Annotated in this window: 19 protein-coding genes; 4 read left to right on the top strand and 15 right to left on the bottom strand. The window is 49.3% G+C overall.

Annotated features, from left to right (window positions below):
* The first annotated feature begins 26 nt into the window (after positions 1–26).
* The gene (locus ACZ5ZZ_RS01335; RefSeq protein ID WP_464119747.1) at positions 27–434 is read left to right on the top strand and encodes an OsmC family protein; all 408 of its coding nucleotides are present in this window, start codon (positions 27–29) and stop codon (positions 432–434) included.
* Here the strand turns inward: ACZ5ZZ_RS01335 and pbpC are convergent, their stop codons facing one another.
* Both pbpC and ACZ5ZZ_RS01325 read right to left on the bottom strand, forming a co-directional pair.
* Positions 435–2,456 carry a penicillin-binding protein 1C gene (pbpC, locus tag ACZ5ZZ_RS01330; protein WP_464140910.1) on the bottom strand — a complete coding sequence of 674 codons (2,022 nt, stop codon included), beginning with the start codon at positions 2,454–2,456 and terminating at the stop codon, positions 435–437.
* Positions 2,453–7,909, bottom strand: coding sequence for an alpha-2-macroglobulin family protein (locus ACZ5ZZ_RS01325; RefSeq protein ID WP_464140908.1), 5,457 nt, complete (start codon positions 7,907–7,909; stop codon positions 2,453–2,455). The genes pbpC and ACZ5ZZ_RS01325 overlap by 4 nt, the downstream gene beginning before the upstream one ends.
* Positions 7,910–8,124: 215 nt before the next feature.
* Here ACZ5ZZ_RS01325 and ACZ5ZZ_RS01320 point away from each other — a divergent pair, with 215 nt between their 5' ends.
* Together ACZ5ZZ_RS01320 and ACZ5ZZ_RS01315 are read left to right on the top strand one after the other, a co-directional pair.
* Entirely contained in the window at positions 8,125–8,247 is a 123-nt protein-coding gene (locus ACZ5ZZ_RS01320; protein ID WP_262554655.1) for a hypothetical protein, read from the top strand.
* Between the two features lie 63 nt (positions 8,248–8,310).
* On the top strand, positions 8,311–8,874 hold the full coding sequence (locus ACZ5ZZ_RS01315; protein ID WP_464140906.1) for a superoxide dismutase family protein: 564 nt from the start codon (positions 8,311–8,313) through the stop codon (positions 8,872–8,874).
* 32 nt (positions 8,875–8,906) lie between these two features.
* Here ACZ5ZZ_RS01315 and ACZ5ZZ_RS01310 read toward each other — a convergent pair whose 3' ends face one another.
* From ACZ5ZZ_RS01310 to ACZ5ZZ_RS01300, 3 genes are all read right to left on the bottom strand, one after another.
* Positions 8,907–9,887 carry a fumarylacetoacetate hydrolase family protein gene (locus tag ACZ5ZZ_RS01310; protein ID WP_464140904.1) on the bottom strand — a complete coding sequence of 327 codons (981 nt, stop codon included), beginning with the start codon at positions 9,885–9,887 and terminating at the stop codon, positions 8,907–8,909.
* 11 nt (positions 9,888–9,898) lie between these two features.
* Positions 9,899–10,462 (bottom strand): outer membrane beta-barrel protein, encoded by a 564-nt coding sequence (locus ACZ5ZZ_RS01305; protein WP_464140903.1) that lies wholly within the window; start codon positions 10,460–10,462, stop codon positions 9,899–9,901.
* A 170-nt stretch (positions 10,463–10,632) separates the two neighbouring features.
* Positions 10,633–11,358 (bottom strand): hypothetical protein, encoded by a 726-nt coding sequence (locus tag ACZ5ZZ_RS01300; RefSeq protein ID WP_464140901.1) that lies wholly within the window; start codon positions 11,356–11,358, stop codon positions 10,633–10,635.
* A gap of 63 nt (positions 11,359–11,421) precedes the next feature.
* Here ACZ5ZZ_RS01300 and maiA point away from each other — a divergent pair, with 63 nt between their 5' ends.
* The gene (maiA, locus tag ACZ5ZZ_RS01295) at positions 11,422–12,081 is read left to right on the top strand and encodes a maleylacetoacetate isomerase (RefSeq protein WP_464140900.1); all 660 of its coding nucleotides are present in this window, start codon (positions 11,422–11,424) and stop codon (positions 12,079–12,081) included.
* 167 nt (positions 12,082–12,248) lie between these two features.
* On the opposite strand, the gene ACZ5ZZ_RS01290 is transcribed toward maiA, so the two are convergent.
* From ACZ5ZZ_RS01290 to fabG, 10 genes are all read right to left on the bottom strand, one after another.
* Positions 12,249–13,127, bottom strand: a complete 879-nt coding sequence (locus ACZ5ZZ_RS01290) for a UbiA family prenyltransferase (RefSeq protein WP_464119731.1) — start codon at positions 13,125–13,127, stop codon at positions 12,249–12,251.
* 4 nt (positions 13,128–13,131) lie between these two features.
* Positions 13,132–13,467, bottom strand: a complete 336-nt coding sequence (locus ACZ5ZZ_RS01285) for a cytochrome C oxidase subunit IV family protein (protein ID WP_464140897.1) — start codon at positions 13,465–13,467, stop codon at positions 13,132–13,134.
* Between the two features lie 3 nt (positions 13,468–13,470).
* Positions 13,471–14,136: a cytochrome c oxidase subunit 3 family protein gene (locus ACZ5ZZ_RS01280; RefSeq protein WP_464119727.1), complete on the bottom strand. Its 666-nt coding sequence runs from the start codon at positions 14,134–14,136 to the stop codon at positions 13,471–13,473.
* Entirely contained in the window at positions 14,123–15,730 is a 1,608-nt protein-coding gene (ctaD, locus tag ACZ5ZZ_RS01275) for a cytochrome c oxidase subunit I (protein ID WP_464140895.1), read from the bottom strand. The genes ACZ5ZZ_RS01280 and ctaD overlap by 14 nt, the downstream gene beginning before the upstream one ends.
* A 10-nt stretch (positions 15,731–15,740) precedes the next feature.
* The gene (coxB, locus tag ACZ5ZZ_RS01270) at positions 15,741–16,697 is read right to left on the bottom strand and encodes a cytochrome c oxidase subunit II (protein ID WP_464132899.1); all 957 of its coding nucleotides are present in this window, start codon (positions 16,695–16,697) and stop codon (positions 15,741–15,743) included.
* A gap of 6 nt (positions 16,698–16,703) precedes the next feature.
* Positions 16,704–17,561 carry an SCO family protein gene (locus ACZ5ZZ_RS01265; protein WP_464140893.1) on the bottom strand — a complete coding sequence of 286 codons (858 nt, stop codon included), beginning with the start codon at positions 17,559–17,561 and terminating at the stop codon, positions 16,704–16,706.
* A gap of 35 nt (positions 17,562–17,596) precedes the next feature.
* Positions 17,597–18,133: a c-type cytochrome gene (locus ACZ5ZZ_RS01260; protein ID WP_464132896.1), complete on the bottom strand. Its 537-nt coding sequence runs from the start codon at positions 18,131–18,133 to the stop codon at positions 17,597–17,599.
* Positions 18,134–18,278: 145 nt separating this feature from the next.
* Positions 18,279–19,058: an alpha/beta fold hydrolase gene (locus ACZ5ZZ_RS01255; RefSeq protein WP_464132895.1), complete on the bottom strand. Its 780-nt coding sequence runs from the start codon at positions 19,056–19,058 to the stop codon at positions 18,279–18,281.
* Positions 19,055–20,056 carry an alpha/beta fold hydrolase gene (locus ACZ5ZZ_RS01250; RefSeq protein WP_464140891.1) on the bottom strand — a complete coding sequence of 334 codons (1,002 nt, stop codon included), beginning with the start codon at positions 20,054–20,056 and terminating at the stop codon, positions 19,055–19,057. The genes ACZ5ZZ_RS01255 and ACZ5ZZ_RS01250 overlap by 4 nt, the downstream gene beginning before the upstream one ends.
* A gap of 29 nt (positions 20,057–20,085) precedes the next feature.
* Entirely contained in the window at positions 20,086–20,835 is a 750-nt protein-coding gene (fabG, locus tag ACZ5ZZ_RS01245; RefSeq protein WP_464140889.1) for a 3-oxoacyl-ACP reductase FabG, read from the bottom strand.
* Between the last annotated feature and the right edge of the window lie 86 nt (positions 20,836–20,921).

Below are 20,921 nucleotides of genomic sequence, written 5' to 3'. Positions count from 1 at the left end.
CATGTTAAGGCTTTAGGAGTTACTTCATGGTTAAAATGTCTGCCGTCTATCAAGGTGAAAAACATTGTGAGATCACTCATGGCCCGTCCTCTTCGCGCATTGAAACAGATGCTCCCAGAGACAACAATGGCAAGGGTGAGGCCTTCTCTCCAACGGATCTGTTGGGAGCCGCGATGGGATCTTGCATGATGACTGTGATGGCCATTGCTGCAGAAAAAGATGGTGTTGAGCTTAAAGGCGCTCGCGTTGAGGTTGAAAAGGAAATGGGCACAAACCCACGCCGCATTGTAAAGCTCAACGTTGTTTTGCACATGCCTCAAAGTGTTCCACACGATTATCGCAAAAAGCTGGAAGACATTGCCATGACATGCCCGGTGAAACAAAGCGTGCATCCGGACATGCAGGTTCCTGTGTTGTTCCATTACGATATTTAATCATTTAACCAAAACCGAAACCTCACCCAGCTTATTATCCCCATCATAAAGGGAAAAGCGGTGACGACCCAATGAAGGCGACCAAAGATAAGAACCGGTCGCCTTTATTTTTTCTGTTTCATTGATCCGCCAATACAAGTCACGATGAAGTGTGTTTTCAACCAACAAAGGCATCTTTTGATGGGCCGCCGGAATGGCCGGATCCAAGGCCAGAATCATTCCATCCTGAGGATACAAAATACGTGCGCCGGGGTAGGCCTGAGGTTTGGAGACCTCTTTGCCGTCACCTTCAACCAACTTGACCTCTTGTGAAGGGTAATGTTCTTGCAGCCACATCATCGTTTTCTTCCAGATCGGCGCAGCCCCGGTAACCCCCATCACGTTCCACATCGGTTCGCCGCCAAAGTTACCCACCCAAACACCAACGGTAAAACGATCATTCATACCCACACACCAGTTATCGCGCATATCCTTGCTGGTTCCCGTCTTGACGGCAGCGCCAGCAAGGGCCAATGCCGAATCAAGACCAAAACCCAAAGCACGATTCTGATTCTCGGATAAGATCTTACGAACCTCTCTGGCACTTTCGGGTGTAAATACAGGCTGCGCGGACGGCAGGACTTCGTCGGTTTGCCACTTCATCGGGCCAAAGTATCCTTCACGAGCCAAGCTTCGATAAGCCAGCGTCAGGTCTTCCAAATTCACATCAGCGACCCCTAACGCCAAGGCCGGGCCATAGTGCTCCGGATCCTCCAGATTTTTAAAGTTAAGGTTTTTGAGTTTGCTCCAGAAAGAGTCATCATTAAGAAGTTTAAAAACCTTCACCGCGGGAACGTTCAGGGAAGAACCTAATGCCGTCTTCGCCATCACCCAACCATAGAACTGCCGATCATGGTTTTGCGGCTTATAAACACCTCGGTCAAAAACAATGTCCACAGCGGAATCTTCTATCCACGATTCTGCATTCAGCAATTTTTTTTCAAACGCTGTGGCATACAGAAACGGCTTCAAGGTCGATCCCGCCTGCCGCAAAGCCTGAACGCCATCCACATAAGGAGCCGAGGACAGATCACCCGAACCACCCACATAAGCCCAGACTTCACCGGTTGCATTTTCAATCACCAGAACGGCGGCATCGCTCACATTCTGTTCTTTGAGTTTTCGGATCTGACCTGTGATCTGCTCTTGGATATAATTTTGCAATTCGCGATCCAAAGTGGTTTGCACAAGTCCCCGACGCCCCTCACGAGAAATCCTTTGCGCCAGATGCAGAGCTTCATTGGTGGTGTTCATTTTCAAATTATTGGCGTGACGAATGCGCGACTCAAAAGCAGCACATAAATCCGGCTCCTGCCAGCAGGCCCTCTGCGCCCACTGTTTTGCATCCGCATTCGGAGACCGAATCAAAACCGCCAGCAAGGTTGCATCAAGCCTTGAAACATCCCGCGGAGTCTGACCGTACATGTTCCATACCGCAGCACTGATTCCGCGGGACTCTCCGCGAAATCCCACCAAATTCAAATAGGCCTCCAGGATCTGCTCTTTGCTCCAACGGTTTTCCAGAAAAGACACTGCCACAATTTGTCGGATCTTCCCAGAAAATCCGCGCCATAGATGCTTGCGTGGATGAAGCAGCTTCAAAAGCTGCATGGAAATCGTGCTTCCTCCCCGAGAAGACTCCTTAAAGCTGCGCTGATAAGCTGATGCCACAAGAGCTTTCCAGTCCACTCCGTGGTGACTAAGAAAGTTTCTGTCCTCTGAAAGAAGAACCGCTGAAATCACTTCCGGCGAGATATCCTTGTATTTCACCCACAGAAATGAGCGCTTGGACATATCCTGCCGCCATTGCTGCAGAGGCTGACCTTTGCGATCCACCAGAAAAAGATCTGAACTTTTGTAGGACTTCTCCAGTCCGGAAAAATCCGGCACAGCGGGAGCGGTGTAAGCATAGTACCCCAGCCCCGCCATCAACGCCAGAACACCGGTGCCCACGATGAGTCCTGCGATTACCTTCTTTCTCACTCCTGAACCTTCCATACTGATTCTGGCAACTCCGCAAACAGATCCGGGCTGTACATGGCCTCAATACGGGTGACTGGCAACTGATAAGTTCCGACCTGATTAAAGCGCAGTGTGTATTCGATGATCTGCTCTTCCTGAGGGAACCACGAATGATAGAAGCGGATCAGCTCCGGCTTTCTTTCCACAGAAGTTGCGTAGGATGCCTGAAGAATACTGGCCCCGGCAGGGATCGGATCTTCCACCACCACCCAGGTTTGTGCCGCTTTGGCTTTGATCTTCAGTTGAACCTTCGCGGTATCTCCGACACTCCAAACGCCCTTCTTCTTTTGTTCAACGGCCGTGATCGTCTTTTCCACGTTGAAACCTGCCAAAACCGGCTTGGTCACCGGAATGGCCGCTTTGGCAGAAACAGTGATCCAAGGATTGCCCGCACCTTTCTGCTCCAGAGCCAGTTCCCCTTTGTCGGTCGTCCACGGTAACGTCAGAACGCCGGTTCCACCTTTGACCCAATTCCACGTTTGAGAGTTTTTATTCAATGTCGCTGCAAAAGTGCCTTCGACCTTTTCAGAATAAACCTCCTGAAGCTTTCTCGCGGTTAAAGAACCCCAGGCATTGCCTGCCGTCAGACTCCACGCTCCTTGCACCTGACGAGCAAGCACACCCTGGAACAATCTTGGAGCATCCTGTTTCCACTGCGGCAAAGTCACTGTCGTCAAAATCAGCCTTAAAATGGAGCTTTCCGGATCTCTCATCAGCCACGGCATGGATTCAAGACTTTCCTCGCGCAACTGCAGTCTCTTAGCAGAGAAATAGAATCTGTTTCTTAAAACAGGTTCTATTTCCGCCAGCTTCTGCTCGCGCCCTGGAAGATCTTTTTCCCACAGATGAATCTGATACCACTCCACCAGACTGTACAGCGGCCACTGGTTCGGCTGATAGTCCACTCCAGACAGAAGATCCACATTCAACCGACGATAGCGGGAGAGGGTCTCGAAAACAGAAATCTTCTTCAGAACTGTATCCGCTCGATTGAACTCAGCCCCGTCATTCAGTCGGCCTTCTGCAAATGCGTTCATGGCATCAAGCAAACGTGCCTCATGATCGTCACTGAAAGTAAATCCGGCCTCGTGTGCAACACTAAGGATATAAGCCGTCAGGTTCACACTGCCGGGGGAATTCCCCGGGAAGTAGCGCAACAACCCATTGCCATCAATATACGCATCCAGTTTTTCTTCCAGCTTCTGCCAGGCCTTTTTGTCATTTAAAGACACTGTGCGGGACACCTGCTGCTCAAGGCAGGTGAACACATAGTTCTTCCAGAAGTCCTCAATACCCGCGCTGGAGGCTCCTAAAGAGTTTGCCACCTCCACTTGAATCGAACTTTTTGCAGGATCGGCCCCCTGAGGCTGCTGCAACGACAGCTTTTTAAAATCCGGCCATGAGCCCCATTCACTTTGATAGATTCTTGCCACTCGTAACGGCAGAATGGTCTGTGTCTTCTTGATCTCATCCATCACACGCCCTTGAGAGTCTTTGGCGGTGATCACATAGGTCATGGTGCCAGCCCCCGAGGCCTTGATGTTCCAGAAAACTTCATTCGCTTCTCCCGGATTCAAACGAAGCTGTTGAACATTGTGACCTTCCTGCGGCGGTGTTACTGCCAATGCCAGATTCAGGTTTTGCACCGATGACGAGGCATTGCGCACGGTAAAGCCAGCCTGGAACGCATCACCTTCACGAGCCACCGCAGACAACCCGGGCAGAATCATCAGATCCTGTGAGGACTGAATGGACGTCCATCCCGTTCCAAACTGATCCTTGCCCTGCAAGGCCACCGCAACAATCCGGAAGCTGGTGGTTGAATCATTCAGGGTGATATCGATCTTGGCTTCACCCTTCGCATTGAGCTTCACGGACGGATTCCAGTAAAGCAAGGTATCAAACAGCTCCCGCCGCAATCCCCCGCCGCCGTCACCGCCAATAGGAAGAGCTTTTAAACCGAAATGACGTTTCCCCACCACCTGTGTCTGCGACGTCGCCGTCTGCACACTATGAGGACGCAAGCGCATCATGGAAGACAAAAGGTCCCACGAGTTATTATCTCGCAAAGCCAAGAGCCCCTCATCCACCGCCACTAAAGCCACTTCTGCCGACGAGGCCGGTCTCCCCAAGTGATCTTTCACACTGACAGTGACCTGGGATTTTTGACGGGCCTTATAAGTTTTCTTGTCCGTCGTGACCGCGACCTTCAGTGTATTTTCTTTCCAGCCAACTTTAATCTGCGCCAGACCCAGCTTGTAAGCGGGCTTTGCCAAATCCACCAACGCTGTTGGTTTCGGATCGGCCAGTCGACCGCGAATGGCAAAGGCCGATACTACGACATTGGGAACATATTCTTTCTTAATCGGAATCTTGATTGTCGGCTTTTCACCGGACACATCCAGCACTTCGGAATGCAGAACACCTTCGCGTTCCACCGTCACCAGAACCTTCGACTGCGGGAAGGGAGTGCGCAGCTGAAACTCCGCCACCTCGCCCGGTTCGTAAGTCTTCTTAAATGGAATCAGGTCCGCGCGATCGTTGTCATCGGCCCCGAACCACTGCGTTTCGCCGGGTTTAAGAATCCACTGCGAAACATTGGCGTAGCTGATGCGTCCCTGGGAATCCTTGCTGGACACCACCGCAATCACATTGCCAGCCACCTTGGATTTTCCGCGACACAGGAACTGCCCTTTGGCGTCGGTGGTGCCTTTGCATAGCTCGCCCACCTTCTTGTATTCTTGGAAATCCTCGTAAGCGTAGAACCCGCCGACCAGACGCTTCCGGTGAGAATAATAGCGGCTGGTGAAAAGATCGACCTGAATCGACTGGCCCTTCAAAGCCTTCTGGTGCAGATCCAATGCCACCACGTCAAATTCAACGGCCTCTTGTGTCGCAGACCAACCATGGGACTTGATCCCCAGAACAACTGAAGACGGCCAGAGCGGGAATGTGCGACTGACACTTTGAATCTCACCATTGGGATCTTTGAATTCAACTTCGGCGCGAAGATTCTGAGGACCGTCGGCGTACCTGATTCCACTGACAGTTTCTTCGGCCACACCCTGTTTGTTCAGGCGCAAGTCCTTCACACCACTTTGAGGAATATAGCGATTGCTGTCGCTTTCCCCCTGACGGAACAATCCCTCTTTCACCGCACCATTAGCGAAAGAATAGTCATTGAAATCATCATCCTGCGGAGAGAAATATCCCGGCTCCACACTCCAGCGCATTTTTGCCTGTAAATCCCCGGTGGGCCCGCCTGAAAAATAAGTTCCGGAAACCTGCACGGGGACGTCTTTTTGCAGAACATAGGATGGCTGACGACCATCCACGCGCACCTGAATCAGTGGAACACGGAAACTTTCCACTGCCACATCCCCGACAACAATTTGCATGGCCGGTTTGTCGCGCTCCAAAGTCAAAGACCAGTTCCCCAGTTTGGCTCCGGCCGGGATCGTCCACGAAAACAGCGCCACACCCGAATTTCTATTCCACTTCAAAGGCAGTTTGAAAGACTGCAATCCCGAATCATGGACCAAAGAAATTCTGGTTGGAAGTTCCGATTCTGCCGGCAGACCCAGTCCACCCGCCGTGGTTTTACGAAGAACAATCTTGGCCGAAAGTTTGTCTTCCGGCTTTAACAAAGTCCGATCCAAAATGGCATGCCCCAGGAAGGAACTTTCACTGTCGCCTCCACGAATCTGGAATCTCCAGGATTCAATACCCTTATCCCAGGAGGTGTGGGTGAAACTGAAATCATCGCCCTTTTCTGCAACAGCAAAGAATCCGCCATAGAAATTACTGTTTTCGTCTCTTTTCCAGTCGGAAATCGACTTTGCAAACTTGAAAGACGTCCATCCCTTGGCATCCGTCGTTGCGGTGGCCATGACATTTCCAGCGTTGTCGAAGATCTGCACTTTGGCACCTGAAACTGTTTTTGCCGACTTCAGCTCCGTGACCCAGACCCAGGCTTCCTGCTGTGTGTACTTCACATGGACAGAAAGATTCGTCACCAATCCGGAAGAACGAACATAGAATGGTTTCTTTTTGTCCAGAAGACTTTCACCCAACAAAGGACTTTTCATTTCGACCACAAAAAAGCCGTTGCCTTTGAGTGGCACGCCAACGACTTCTGTTTCCGCAGGATTGGACGGTTTTTTAATTTGAATCTTTTGTGTGGGTTTATTTCTCCACTTCAGAGGTTCTTCACCGTACGGACGCTGCTGCACTTCACTGAGCATGGCGATGATGGACTTAAAATCCACCGCTTTAAACTGCCCGGTCCATCCGGCAAACTGCGTATCCACCGTCTTTTCCACACGTCGTAGAGTCACGGCCATGGCCGCATCGGAACCGGACTCAATCACACCGAAGCTGGCTGGGAACTTCAGCAGGGCTGGATCATCACCTGTTTTTATTTTTAAAGGAAACTGCGACTGATTTGACAGCAGGCGCCCCTCTTCATCTTTTAAACCTTTGGGGATGACAAGAGTGAACAAAGACTTTTGTGCAAAAGGTCCCTTGAACTCCAGATAGCTGATACGCTCTTTGGCACTTTGATCTTCCAGTCCCCAGGGCTTGAGGATCTTTTTGTCAGCCGTCTCGATGTAAATCTGACGGGCGTCCTGAAGACTGATTGAAGAATTAAATGAAAGACGCATCCCTAAAAGAGGTACGCAGGGCTTTCCCGCCCCCTCCCGTTCACAGCCGAATTCAGCTTTGAACGGCTCACGCACCTGAAACTCAAATGTTTCATCTTCTTGCGAAGTGTTTCCTGAAGGGGACTGAATCCACTTGGACCAGACAAAGCTGACACGACCTCCGGCAGGAAAGGGGCGCTGGGCTTTTAACACAACGATGTCGCCCTTGAACTCCTCTTTTTCATATTGGTATTCCTGCTGGGCCGCCTTGAGAACCTTATCAGCTTCACCACCAGTGACTTCCACAACCGGCAAGCGGTCTCCCAAGCCCTCCGCAACAAAGTAGGCTTCGGTTTTCAACGTCTCTTTTTTGACCGGAGAATCCAAAACGATGACGAAGTTCTGTTCCGGATCCACAGGGCGATAAATCTGCGGGAAGATCTGCTTTACGTGAGGCCCACCTGTATTGAAGCGGTACTTTTGCCCGTGCACAGTGACCTCGCAGGAAAGCCCGCCAGCAAGTGGTTCTTTATAGTCAAATACCCAGTTGCGTGTGTCGATCCAGCGCCCTTGCCCTTTTTTGAAGTCCAGACACGAACTCTGTGCCGGAGCTTCCAGATTCAGCTCGCCGAACTTCACCATGGGTTTGGCAAATTCAATACGAATCTGTTCTACAGATTTGACGTAGCCCTGAGGCGTGAATGTGCTTACTTGCGTTTTTTCCTGAGCAAATCCCACAGAGAAAAGAAGAAAGACAAAGACGTTGAACATAAGAGGAACTCCTTCTGACCTCTAAGCTTGTCCCTCGGTCTCTAAATGGTCACTGGTTGATGCCCTATGACGATGCCTGTGAATGCCACTTCCACTAAAAACTAGACCTCTCTGGACGCGGGACCTGAAGGTTTTCTCTATAGCGCTCTTAGCTTTTATCTATTGGAGCGGCCTTCTCAGAACATGAGATAATACAAAAAAGTAAAGGAGGCCTTATGACGACTCTTGAAACCAGAGCCAGATTGGCTCCTAAAATCCGCTTGGGCCGCGTGGTCATCTACTTTTATCTGAGTGTTTTCATCTTGGTCGGTATTGTCGCTTATTTTGCGAATGGGTAATGACACGGACAAGTTCTGATGAGTAAACTATTTTGCATATAAATCACTGAAAGGGGATCTCATATGAAAAACATGTTACTCATCGGGCTTGTATCTCTTTCCATGGCTGCTTGTGCACAGAAGGAAAAGGCCGCCGAAACACACCACCATGATCATCACAATCATGAAGCAGCAGCTGCAGCTCCACAAAAAGCTCAGGCTGTTTTGAAGACTGTTAAAGGGTCCAAACTCAAAGGCATCATCCACTTCACCGAAGAAAACGGTAAAATGAAAATCGAAACAATGGTTGAAGGTATCAAACCAGGTCCACACGGATTCCATATCCATGAAAATGGTGACTGTTCTGCAGCGGACTTCTCTTCCGCTGGCGGTCACTTCAATCCAAGCAAGGGCACCCATGCAGGTCACGATGTGGCCGGCCGTCATGTGGGTGACTTGGGCAATCTAGTGGCAGACAACAAAAGCAAGGCCAACACCACTTTGATCGTTGATGGCATGACCATGAAAGGTCCTGAAAGCATCATTGGTAAAGCTGTGGTTATTCACAAAGACAAAGATGATTTGAAATCTCAGCCTGCGGGCAACTCCGGCGCACGCATTGCGTGTGGAGTGATTGAAGCTCTTTAATCTTAAAGAGCTTCAAAAAGAAGGGTGAAGGCTTAAACGGCCTTCACCTTTTGGAAGATTCTTCCGAAGATACTTTCGCCTTTTTCATTCAGCATTTGCATCTCGACAGTATCACCAGACTTCATGAACGGAGTTTTAATAGCTCCTGTTTCAATCTGTTCGATCATACGCTTTTCTGCCAGACAACTTGAACCATTGCCGTGCTCTTCGTTGGATACGGTCCCGCTGCCGATGATGGTGCCAGCCGCCAGATTGCGCGTCTTCGCCGCATGAGCAATCAACTGTCCAAAGTGGAAGTGCATAGCTCCCGCATTGGCCTTACCGAAGAATTCTCCGTTATACTTTACATGCAACGGAAGATGGATACGGCCGTCTTTCAAAGCCGACCCCAGCTCATCCGCCGTCACCGCAAACGGAGACAGCGCAGAAGCTGGTTTACTTTGGAAGAAGCCAAAGCCTTGCGCCAGTTCTTCAGGAATCAGACCACGCAACGATACGTCGTTAATCAGCACATAAAGGCGGATGTACTTCAAAGCTTCCTCAGGAGTCACACCCATCGGAACATTGTCTGTAATCACACCCACTTCACCCTCGAAATCCGTGCCGTGAGCAAAATCACGTTGCGGGATATCTTCCGTCGGAGCCAGGAACTGACCACATTCGCCCTGATACATCAAAGGCACAGTGCTCAAAGTTTCCGGCAACGCCGCCTTGCGGGCCATCCGAACAAGTTTGATATGATAAATAAAAGCCGAACCGTCAGCAAACAGCCACGTGCGAGGCATTGCCGAATGGAAGTCGTCTTCTTTCACCGCAAAAGCGCCGGAGGCTTTACCTTCATTCAGATCTGAGTAGAGTTTCTGCAAAGCAGACTCATTTTCAGACCATTTTTCCATCGCTTCACGCAGGCTGGGAGCAATATGTGTCGCCTTCACTGCCGTCTTAAGATCACGGCTGATCACACACAATTGTCCATCCTTACTTTCAGAAGACTTCAAAGAACCTAATTTCACGTCACAAATCCTTAGTCAAAAGTGATCATCAAGTTAGCACCCACGGCACGATAGTCTTTAAGATTTTTCGCAGCCTCACCACTTGCTGATTCATAATACAAAGTTGCACCCAACTGCGGGGCAAACTTAAAGCTTGCACCGATCAACAAAGGAATCAGCGGCGATTTAACATCTGTTACTTTGCAACCAGTCGCATCGCAGGAACTATCCAAGTTCATACCCAAAGAAACCCCGGCAAACACACCAGCATATTCTTCGAACTTGTACATCAATGCCACTGGGATATCGAGATAGTTCATGCTAATTTTTGTCTCATCGCCGGAAGCATCATCTTTTGCAATCAAAGGTCTTTGCGTGAACAGCATACCTGTGCGCAGATGCAAAGGACTGGAAATCGGGAAATGAGCTGTGGCCCCAAACTGGAAACCCATCTGAGATTTAGCAGAAGACGTCGCCGCATCCACTTCACCAGACTGCTGACGAATACCCACCTCCAAACCATAATCAATATCAGCCAAAGCCACCGAAGACATCATCCCCAAAGCCGCCACAACAACAACAACTAACTTCTTCATTATATCCTCCAGAAGAAAATCCAATTCAGAGTCACTCAATACCCACTTAAGATACTACCAACACCAGCACGCCGAAGCATTAGTTTTTACAAGGCGCAATGAGAAAGGAGTACTACAAGTATGCCGCCGACGAAGCAACGCAGCTAAAAACTAATGATCCGGCGCGCGAGTTATTTGTCGAGGCACCAGGGGGCATTCAATGCCATCTCATTGATAACCTTGTCCAAGGAGACCTCGCTGTGTTCCAACGCAAGGTGATGAGGCTCGACTGTTCCACGCGCCGCAAGAACGATAACAATCAAAGGCAGAAGTATTCTAAGGACAATTTCGATTTTACCACCGGGCTGTGGTGAGTATTCATCTTTCCAGTCTCCGAATTTCAGACTTTTGATCAGCATGTAACCCAGGCTGAACAAAAGCACCGTGATGATTGTGAATATCCAAGACTGGTTCGCCGGCATAGTCTGAAACTGCTGCAGCCAGGATTCAAAGTTCCACTGACTGTATTCGGCCCAGCGCATGCGCTGACCAAACTTTGCGAAATGGAAGAAGTCCAAGTAAGTTAAAGCACAGATGGCAAACCAGACAGTCAAAAAGTAGATCTTATAGATCACAAACAAAGACTTGGGCCACTTCTGCGCAAAAGCCTGCAGCATCAATAGAAAATAAATCGGCAGGAAGATAAAGCCGAAGATCAGAAGATCAAATCGAAACCCCGCGAAGAAAGACTGCGCAATTTCAACGAACGCAGCATCCGGTGTCGCATGAAACACTGACAGGAAGTACAGATTCATGCGGAACAACGTCATGAAAGCGATCAGGGTAACAGCCAGAAAACCGAGCTTAAGAAATACTTTCGTTGAAAAACGCAGGGAAAAGATAAAACGATTGGGCATCGAAAAGTCCTTTGACTGAGTATCAAAAGCACGCGAACAATAAAACTCAATAGGAGTCAGTATATGGCCTCGATGGTACTTTACAACTATTTTCGCAGCTCCACTTCTTACCGCGTTCGCCTGGCCTTGCATTACAAAGGTCTGCAGTTTGAATACAAACCGATCAATCTTTTAAAAGGCGAACAACTTTCCGCTGACTACAAAAGAATCAATCCTTTGGGGGGTGTCCCTACTTTGGTTCACGACGGAAAGATCATCCCGGAATCCTTTGCCATCATGGAATATCTGGACGAAGTCTTCCCACAGCATCCCCTGTTCCCCCAAGACGCCTACACCAAAGCGCGCATCCGCCAGGTGTGCGAGGTGATCAATTCCTTCATGCACCCGATGGCCAACCTGAAGACCCTGAAGTACATGGAAACCAAACATGGCTACGACCAAAACCAAAAAGACGAATGGGCCCAACACTGGATCAACCAGGGCCTGGAAGTTTTAGAAACAACATTGAAAGAGTTTTCAGGCACCTACAGCTTCGGCAACGAAATCACCATGGCCGACCTGTTCCTGATCCCACAGCTTCTGACATCCCAAAGATACAAAGTGGACATTTCCAAATATCCAACCCTGGTGAAGATCAACGAAAACTGCCTAAAACTGGAAAGCTTCCAAAAAGCCCACCCGTTCGTACAGATCGACACCCCAGAAGAATTCAAAAAGAAATAAAGACAGCGCCGCCGAAGGTCTGCCAAAAAAAACAGTCGCCAAGACTGTTCAAAACGGTTCAAGCGCAAGGCGGAGGGGTTTCTCCGAAACGGAGGCGTGCTCCAAGCACGTCGGAGGGAAGGAGGGGCCCCGACAACTCAGTCGATTGGGCCGTTTTCAACAGTCGTCTAGTTGTGAGAAATAAATAAGAAATTCCATTTGTCGATGACTGGGATGATTAGGAACACCAGCATCGAAACGTTCAGCCACATAAAGAAAGCCAACCAGCGCTCAGTGCCATTGGATTTATAGTAGCGATAGAACTCTTGAAGAACTTTGAAACAGAATGGGAACGTCAAAAGGATGAACATCCAGCTGGCGTGAACAAACATCGGTGCCGCCAAAGCCACACCCACGTACACGAACGTATAAAGACCCACCTGGAACATTGTGCGATCCATCCCCAAAGCCACAGGCAAAGTAGGAACACCGCCCTTGGCGTAGTCGTCTTTGTAGCGAATCGCCAACACCCAGAAGTGCGGCATCTGCCACAAGAACATGATCAGGAACAAATACAGGGATTCCGAATTCCAGATGTCAGGATTGGCCACCGCATACCCAATGGTCACTGGCAAAGCTCCCGGAATGGCTCCCGGAACTGCGGCAAAAGCCCAACGACGTTTCCACCACAAAGTGTAAGGACCGTTATAAAGGAACACACAGAACAGACCAATCCAGCCCGCCACGGGTTCCAGCGTGAACAGGAAATTTAAGCCCACAACCAGAAGGCACACAGCCAGAATACCCGCCGCCGCCGGCTTGATTTTGCCAGACGGAATCGGGCGCTTGGCCGTGCGAGGCATCTTGGCATCCATCTGCCAGTCCTGCACTTGATTAAGCGCCAAAGAGCCCGAGCTGAGGAAGTAAATCCCCGCAAGGGTCTCTAAAAAGACTTTCCAATCAAATGTGTTTTCGATCTGAAAACCGGTGGCATAGCCGGCCAGTCCCGCAAGAACTGAAAAAACGACTATGCCAAACTTGGTAAGATCCGCGTATGTACGTAGCACGATCTTAAAGTGGGCTGATCTCTGGAACGCGAGTTGCGAAGTCCAAAGCACAGATAGCAAATAGCAACGCCAGGAAGAAGAATCCGATACCGAAGATGAAACGATTCATCTTAGTGTCGTCCTTCAAGTGCATGAACCAAAGGATCACAAGAGCTGCTTTGACCAGGGCGATCAAGAAAGCCACTGGAGCTGCCCAGGAACCCATCTGGTGATGGAACTGGTGCGCAAAGACTGTCAGGAAAGTCAGACCAAACAAAGCCAGGGCAACTTTGAAGTAAGTTGCCATTGGCGTGATGTGTGGATGAAGAACATTTGCGTTGTTGTCGTTATTTTGAGCCATGTATTACCCCACCAAATATAAAAGAGGGAACAGGAAGATCCAGATCAAATCGACGATGTGCCAGAACAATCCTACACCTTCAACCGGGATCCAGTACTGACTGTGGAAGTCCCCACGAACCGTACGGATCAAACACCAAGTGATCAAGCCGATACCGATCAGAACGTGGATACCGTGAAGACCTGTCATTGTGTAGTAGAAGCCGAAGTACAAACCAAGGTTGGCGTGCTCTGCACCCACTTTCGCAGCGTCCAGGAACTTCCCTGGGTACAAGCCCAAGTGGAACTTATGCTGGTATTCGAAGTACTTGATCACCATGAAGATCGCGGCACAAAGAATCGTCGTGGCCAAAGCCAATGCCGCTTTCTTCTGCTCGTTCTTCTGGATGAAAGAGATCGAAATCGCCATGGTGAAGGAAGAGAAGATCAACACCAAGGTGTTCACGAAGCCCATCTTCCAATCCAAGGATTTCGCACCTTCTGCGAACATCTCTGGATACATATTGTGGTAGTAGAAGTAACCAACAAAGATCGCACCGAACATCAGGATCTCTGTCAGCATGAACAACCAGATACCCTCTTTACCAGAGGAGTACTGCTGCTCGGCTGTTTTAAAGTGGTGAGCGACATGCGCTGTGTGAGCGCCGTGTGCGTGATTATCTGTACTCATATGGCCCCGCTGTTACTACTGGTTCAACACTGAAGTTGTCGTGAGGAGGAGGAGATGACGTTTGCCATTCCAACGTTTTAGAGCCCCAAGGATTCATCGGAGCTTTCTCACCTTTCATAAGACCTTGAACAATTGTGTATAGACCGACCAAGAATCCAATACCGATCAACCAAGAACCGACAGTGGAGATCTTGTTCAGAGTCTCATAGGCTGGGATGTAGTCGAAATAACGACGAGGCATACCCATCGCACCCAGGATGAACTGAGGGAAGAAGGTTACGTTAAAGCCGATGAAGATGAACACGAAGGAGATGCGCGCAGCCGCTTCGTTGTACATTCTACCGAACATTTTCGGGAACCAGTAATAGTATCCACCCATCAACGCCATCAAAGTACCACCCACCATCACGTAGTGGAAGTGAGCCACCACGAAGTAAGTGTCGTGGAAGTGAACGTCGATTGGAAGAGTCGCAAGCATGATCCCAGTCACACCACCGATGGCGAACAAGAACATGAAGCCCAATGCATACAACATCGGAGAGCGGAATTCGACAGAACCTTTATAGAAGGTCGCAACCCAGTTGAACATCTTGATCGCCGTCGGAACCCCTACCAACATCGTCAGGAAGGAGAACACGATACCCGCTGTACCAGACTGACCGGATACGAACATGTGGTGACCCCAAACGAAGAAGGACACCGCCGCGATACCCAAAGAAGAGTAAGCGATCGCTGTGTAACCGAAGATCACTTTCTTGGAGAAAGTCGTGATCAGCTCAGAGATGATACCCATTGCCGGGATGACCATGATGTAAACCGCAGGGTGAGAGTAGAACCAGAAGAAGTGCTGGAACAATACCGGGTCACCACCCAGTTTAGGATCGAAGATACCGATACCCAGGAATCTTTCCACTGCCAAAAGAAGCAATGTGATACCCAAAACCGGAGTCGCCAGCATCTGAAGGATCGCTGTTGCATACAATGACCAGATGAACAAAGGCATTCTGTGCATAGTCATGCCAGGAGCTCTTAGTTTGTGCACGGTCACGATGAAATTCAATCCTGTCAGGATGGAAGACATACCCATGATGAAGGCCGCTAGAACCATCATCGCTGTCGCAGTCCCCGTTCTGATAGAATACGGAGTGTAGAACGTCCAGCCAGTGTCGATCTTAGTAGTGAAGAACGTTGCAATCGCAAGGATCGCACCCGCCATAAAGCAGTACCAGCTCAGAAGATTGATTTTAGGGAAGGCCACGTCCTTTGCGCCGATTTGCAGCGGCAGGAAGAAGTTACCCAAAATCGCCGGGATACCAGGAACGATAACCATGAAGACCATGATCGCCCCGTGATATGTCATGACCTGATTATAAACGTCACCGTTTGCAAGGATTTGACCCACATTCGGAGCTGTATTTGGAGCAAAAAGCTCCAAACGAAGCAACAGGGCCATGATCCCACCGATCAGGAAGAAGAACATAACAGTGATGAAATACATCAAACCGATACGTTTATGGTCTACCGTGGTCAGCCAAGACCAGAGACCTTTTTCAAAATTAATATAGTTGTCGCCGTGAGCTTTAGTATTCGCCATGCTCAACTCCTTACTTCAGATTCTTGATGTACTCGACCAGAGCACTGAGTTCGTTTTCGTTCAACTGACCCTGGAAGGTAGGCATTACACCTTTAGGGAAGCCTTTAACGATATGTTTATTCGGCTCTAGGATGGATTCACGAATGTAGTTTTCGTCAAACACGATCTTGGATCCGTCATCCATAACTTCTTCGTGACCAAACTTCTGGAACAAAGAAGGACCAACCATTGTTGCCGGGCTGTCCACTGCGTGGCAGGAGGCACAAGCCTTCACCGCAAACAACTTCTTACCTTTTTCACCCAGCGGAAGATTTCTTTCTTCCTGACCTTGTTCCATATATTTGTCGAAGTCCTCGCGAGAAACGACCTTCACCTTACCGATCATGCCGGAGTGGGAAGTTCCGCAATATTCAGTACAGAACAAGTGGAAATCGCCCAGCTTATCCGCTCTGAACCACAAAGCCGTGTAACGACCTGGAACCGCGTCTTGTTTGATACGGAAAGATGGGACAAAGAAGGAGTGAATCACGTCAGAGGACGTCAGAAGAATCTTAACATCCTGATTGATTGGCACCACGATCTCATTGACGGCTTTGAAACCGTTTTTGTATTCAACTTCCCAAGCCCACTGTTTACCCAAAACGTTGATTTCCAACGCATCTTTAGGCATCGCGCGCATTTGGTGATAAATGTACCAACCCCAACCGAACACAGCCAGGAAGATCACAAGTGGAATAAACGACCACAAGAACTCCAAAGCGGTGTTGTGAGAGATATATGCTGTTTTATCATTGGGAGTCTTACGTCTGTACTTCCAGACGAAGTAGATCATCCCACCGATGACAAGCACGCAGGCAATGAAACTTGTTACAAGCAAAAATCCGTATAGATTGTCGACCTGCTTCGCAATCTCGGTTCCTTGCGTGGGCATGAAGGATTGGGCCTTCGCTAAATTAAACCACATCATGTACCTTTATCTCCCCGCCGTATTTTCCTGCTCTCTGCGAGCACGGATCCATACAGGCAATAACCAAATTACCATCACCAAAACCATTACCGCTCCGCCCATCTTCATGACGTTGAAGGCGACAAGCGTGTACTTGCTTTGATGTGGGTCATACTTAAAACAATAAAGCACCAAGCTGTCGACGAAGGTTCCGATTTTACCATCGGTCGCTTCATTCAGAGCGATCTTGATGTCCTGAGGATTAAACATAATCCCCGGCAGATAGCGCGAAATCGTCCCGTCCGGAGTGATCACAATGGCCGCCGAAGCGTGTGCCCACTCCTGAGCTTTCTCGTCCCATCTGAACTTGAACCCCAAAGCCTGCATCATCGCCTGCACTGTGGGTTCGTCCGCCGTGATGAAGTGCCAGTCTTTTTCAGCCCCTGCACGATCATACAGCTTCATGTAAGTCAGTTTCTTGTTTGCCGCCAAGTCGGGAGTCTCTTTTGAGTCAAAACTCACAGACAGCAACTTAAACTTCTTACCGACTGTCCATTCTTTATCCATCAGCTTGAGCGCGTCGGTCAGACCATTCAAGTGGAAGTTACAAAGACCCGGACAGGAAAAATACACCGGCGAAATAATCACCGGATGCTTGCCATCGAAGAAAGACCCCAAAGCCACTTCCTGGCCATTGTCATCTTTCACTTTCAGAGTCAGGTCGATTTTAGAACCTAACTTTTCGTCGATGCCGACCCCTTCAAGCTCCTGAGGCTTTTCACTGGCCACCATCGGAGCTGGCTTACCATCGTAAGCAGGCGCCTGAGCCGAAAACAAAACGAGAACGGACGCTGCCAGCGCCGCTCTCATTGCTTTTGTTTTCAATACAAGCTCACCGGCAAGCATGAATAAATCCTTAATTATTGTGCGGTTTTTGCAAACTCAGCAACTTTAGCAGGATCGTCTTTAGATTTGTTTTCAGTGATAGACTCGATGAAATGGATCACAGCCCAGCGGTCCGCTGGCTTAAAGTGAGCATAAGCCGCCATGGACGTGCCCTTGATACCATTTTGTAGAACTTGATAGTGGGCGATAAGACCGCCACCTTGAGTCCACTTACCTTCAACCAAGTTACGTGGCTTTGGATTCAGGCCCGCACCCGCAGCACCATCACCCTTGCCCTCAGCACCGTGGCACATAGCGCAGTTTGTGGCGAAGAACTTTTTACCGTAAGCAACCATTTCAGGAGTGGAAACCCATGGCTCTTGTACTTTCGCGATGTCGAAAACAGGAACCGCACCCTCTTCAACAGGGGCATTTGGATCTACAACGTTTTCACCCAGATCAACACCTTTATTGATCACAACGATGTAAACGAAGAATGCACAGACGAATACCATTGAAAAGGCAAACGCCAGCAGACCACCACGATTATACTCATCTCTAGCTTCAGACATAGGTTGGCACTCCCTAGGGGACGCAAAGTAGTTTTGTCACAGTATTGTAATTTATTAATCGATAACTAACCGAAAACAGACCGATGGGCAACCTATTAAGCCGCCCCGGACTAGTTGATATTATGCACCGCAAAAGACTGTGTCCTTAAGAAAACAGATAACTCCGAGTGATGTTCACAAACTTTTCGGGATTTTCAATGTTTGGACAGTGTCCTTGGCCGGCAATACGTTCGAACTTTCCGTTTACAAACAGGCCTGCCAGAGCCTGAGAATCAACCTCAGGTAGAAGGGTGTCATGCTCCCCGTGCAGCACCAAAACTTCATGCTGAACGGTTTTCAAATCACCGCGAACATCAAGCCCATCAAGCGCTTCCAAGACCCAGTGACCCACAGCCTTCACAGCTTTAAAGGCGTCCTCCACCACCACCTGGCGGAAGAAATCCGAATCGGCATTATTATTATGAATCGTAGATCCGATCACCGCCGCCGTCAGATCCTTGTCCAACTTCATCTTTTCAAACGCCGAAATCATGGAGGAATCAAAGGTAATCCCCTGCGCTCCGACAGGGTCCAGCAAGACCGCCTTGCGGAACAGGTTTGGCTCTTTGGCTAACATCAAGGCCGCAATCAGACCCCCGGTGGAATGTCCAACAACATGATAAGGCCCTGGTCCCATCGACTTTAACAACGCGATGAAATCCTCGGCAAATAGATGCAGATTTACTTCGTCACTGCTTTGGGGAGGCGTGCTTTTGCCGCACCCACGGAATTCGCCGTAAATCAAAGAGCCGGAATAGCTTTTACCGGCCGCCTGTCGCTTCCAAATTTCTTCAGCCGGATACCACCAGCGATTGGACGCCAGATTTCCGTGGATAAAGAAAATGCTTTCGGGAACGACGCCGGAAACAACCTCGTGGTGAATCATTCGCGACCCACCGTCACCTGATCCTGCCCACTGCGAGCCTCGCCTCGGAAGGGATAACCTTCGAAGTCACGACCTGTAGAAAGCAATTTATTTCCCGTCACGATTTCATAAACCCAGGAAGCCGTGAAGTAAGGAACCGCTTCGACCATTTTGTGTTCAGAGCCGTTGATATAAAGACGGCTTGCGCGCGCCGCTGCTGGAACCGCATCCCAGTATTCATCCAGAACGCTTGTTTCGATGTACTGATCCTGGCGGGCAATCATCAAGTGCAGGGACCTGACCGGGATCGCATGAGTCAAATCCACCGGGCGGAATTTACGAATCCCCTGCACCAGACGGAAAGTCGCTTCCAGCTTGAAGGGATTTTCCAAAACCACAGGTTCTGCCTGCGGATAGGTGGCATAGATGATCTGATGCAAGAAATGATCGTACAACTCATCATCGGTCATTTTGTTAAAAGGGAAAATCTGACGAGTCGCCCAGATCTGGGATTTGATCCAGCGATCCTGTCCCTCCAGAGGACGCGTGAACGGCGCCATCATAATCAGATTCTTCACCAAGGATGGATAAGCGGCGGTGAAGCCTGCGGCCACACCACCGCCATAAGACAGTCCAACAATATTAAATGGACCTTTTAATTTCATTTTCTCAAGAAGGACTTTCAGGTCCTGCACCTGATCCTGCACAGGAATCGGCGCTACAACCGGGGCATACTTCAAAAGCGTCTGCCCTTGCCCGATGGGATCATAGCGAAGAACACCCACGCCTTTGGCTACCAAGACATCAACAAAGCGTTCCCATTGACGGGTGCTGTAAGTCAGTCCGTTAACCAAAACAACCGTTGGCTGCTTTTCTTTCGCCGGAACATAATCCACAAAAAGCTCTTTTTGCGGAGTGATTTGCACAAATCCCTTAACCGCTTCGGCATTCGCCAAAGATTCCAAGGACACAAAGAAACCTGATACCAAGACAAACAAAGCCAAGAACAGAGATCTCATCGAAGTCACTCCTTCAAAAAGTTTATTTATTACAGAACAATACCGCCATCAACACTGAGAACAGTGCCATTGATATAACTTGCCTGCGCGCTGGCAAGGAACAAACAGGCATTTGCAATATCTTCCACCTCACCCAAACGAGCGACTGGAACTTTCGCCGCCATGCCCTCCAGAACTTCCTTCGGCATCGCCTTGGTCATCGCCGTTGCAATAAAGCCCGGAGCAATCGCATTGGACGTAAAGCCTTTGCGGCCCAATTCTTTACCCCAGGTTTTGGCCATACCGATAACCCCCGCCTTGGCGGCAGCATAATTGGTCTGACCGAAGTTTCCATACAATCCCACCACAGACGAAATACTGATGATACGCTTGTGTGCGGATTGAGGATTGAATTTTTCCAACAATGTTTTCGTCACATTGAACAAACCAGTCAGGTTGGTAGAGATCACGGCATCCCAATCTTCGGGCGCCATCTTCGCGAAAGACTTATCGCGTGTGATCCCCGCGTTGTTCACAAGAATATCCACAGCCCACGGCAAGGAGGCCGCCGCCTTGGCAACCGAATCACGATTGCCAACATCGACTTGCGCCAAATGAAGTTGCGCTGAGTGCTGAGAAAGTTCCGCCTTGGCGTTCTGCAAAGCCTGCTCGGAATAATCCCAGATAGAAACATTTCCACCTGCTTCAAGGAAGCTGCGAGTGATTTGGAAACCGATGCCGGAAGCACCACCAGTGACAACTGCATTTTTATTTTTGAAATCAAAAGTAATATTGTTCATACGTCACGAGTACCCCGACTCTCCCCCCACCCGTCAAAGGAAAAAGCACTTTTTCGCTCGGAGTATAGAGTTAATGCTCTATAAAA

It is taken from the genome of Bdellovibrio sp. HM001 (genome assembly GCF_055397275.1).
This window is presented reverse-complemented; position numbering and strand designations above follow the sequence as displayed.

Excerpts from the sequence above, each read along its gene's own strand:
- ACZ5ZZ_RS01285 (WP_464140897.1), bottom strand. The coding sequence starts at position 13,467 with ATGGCTCAAAATAACGACAACAACGCAAATGTTCTTCATCCACACATC.
- ACZ5ZZ_RS01255 (WP_464132895.1), bottom strand. The coding sequence starts at position 19,058 with ATGATTCACCACGAGGTTGTTTCCGGCGTCGTTCCCGAAAGCATTTTC.
- maiA (WP_464140900.1), top strand. The coding sequence starts at position 11,422 with ATGGCCTCGATGGTACTTTACAACTATTTTCGCAGCTCCACTTCTTAC.
- ACZ5ZZ_RS01325 (WP_464140908.1), bottom strand. The coding sequence starts at position 7,909 with ATGTTCAACGTCTTTGTCTTTCTTCTTTTCTCTGTGGGATTTGCTCAG.
- ACZ5ZZ_RS01250 (WP_464140891.1), bottom strand. The coding sequence starts at position 20,056 with ATGAGATCTCTGTTCTTGGCTTTGTTTGTCTTGGTATCAGGTTTCTTT.
- ACZ5ZZ_RS01320 (WP_262554655.1), top strand. The coding sequence starts at position 8,125 with ATGACGACTCTTGAAACCAGAGCCAGATTGGCTCCTAAAATCCGCTTG.
- ctaD (WP_464140895.1), bottom strand. The coding sequence starts at position 15,730 with ATGGCGAATACTAAAGCTCACGGCGACAACTATATTAATTTTGAAAAA.
- ACZ5ZZ_RS01300 (WP_464140901.1), bottom strand. The coding sequence starts at position 11,358 with ATGCCCAATCGTTTTATCTTTTCCCTGCGTTTTTCAACGAAAGTATTT.
- coxB (WP_464132899.1), bottom strand. The coding sequence starts at position 16,697 with ATGATGTGGTTTAATTTAGCGAAGGCCCAATCCTTCATGCCCACGCAA.
- ACZ5ZZ_RS01315 (WP_464140906.1), top strand. The coding sequence starts at position 8,311 with ATGAAAAACATGTTACTCATCGGGCTTGTATCTCTTTCCATGGCTGCT.
- ACZ5ZZ_RS01335 (WP_464119747.1), top strand. The coding sequence starts at position 27 with ATGGTTAAAATGTCTGCCGTCTATCAAGGTGAAAAACATTGTGAGATC.
- ACZ5ZZ_RS01305 (WP_464140903.1), bottom strand. The coding sequence starts at position 10,462 with ATGAAGAAGTTAGTTGTTGTTGTTGTGGCGGCTTTGGGGATGATGTCT.
- fabG (WP_464140889.1), bottom strand. The coding sequence starts at position 20,835 with ATGAACAATATTACTTTTGATTTCAAAAATAAAAATGCAGTTGTCACT.
- ACZ5ZZ_RS01280 (WP_464119727.1), bottom strand. The coding sequence starts at position 14,136 with ATGAGTACAGATAATCACGCACACGGCGCTCACACAGCGCATGTCGCT.
- ACZ5ZZ_RS01260 (WP_464132896.1), bottom strand. The coding sequence starts at position 18,133 with ATGTCTGAAGCTAGAGATGAGTATAATCGTGGTGGTCTGCTGGCGTTT.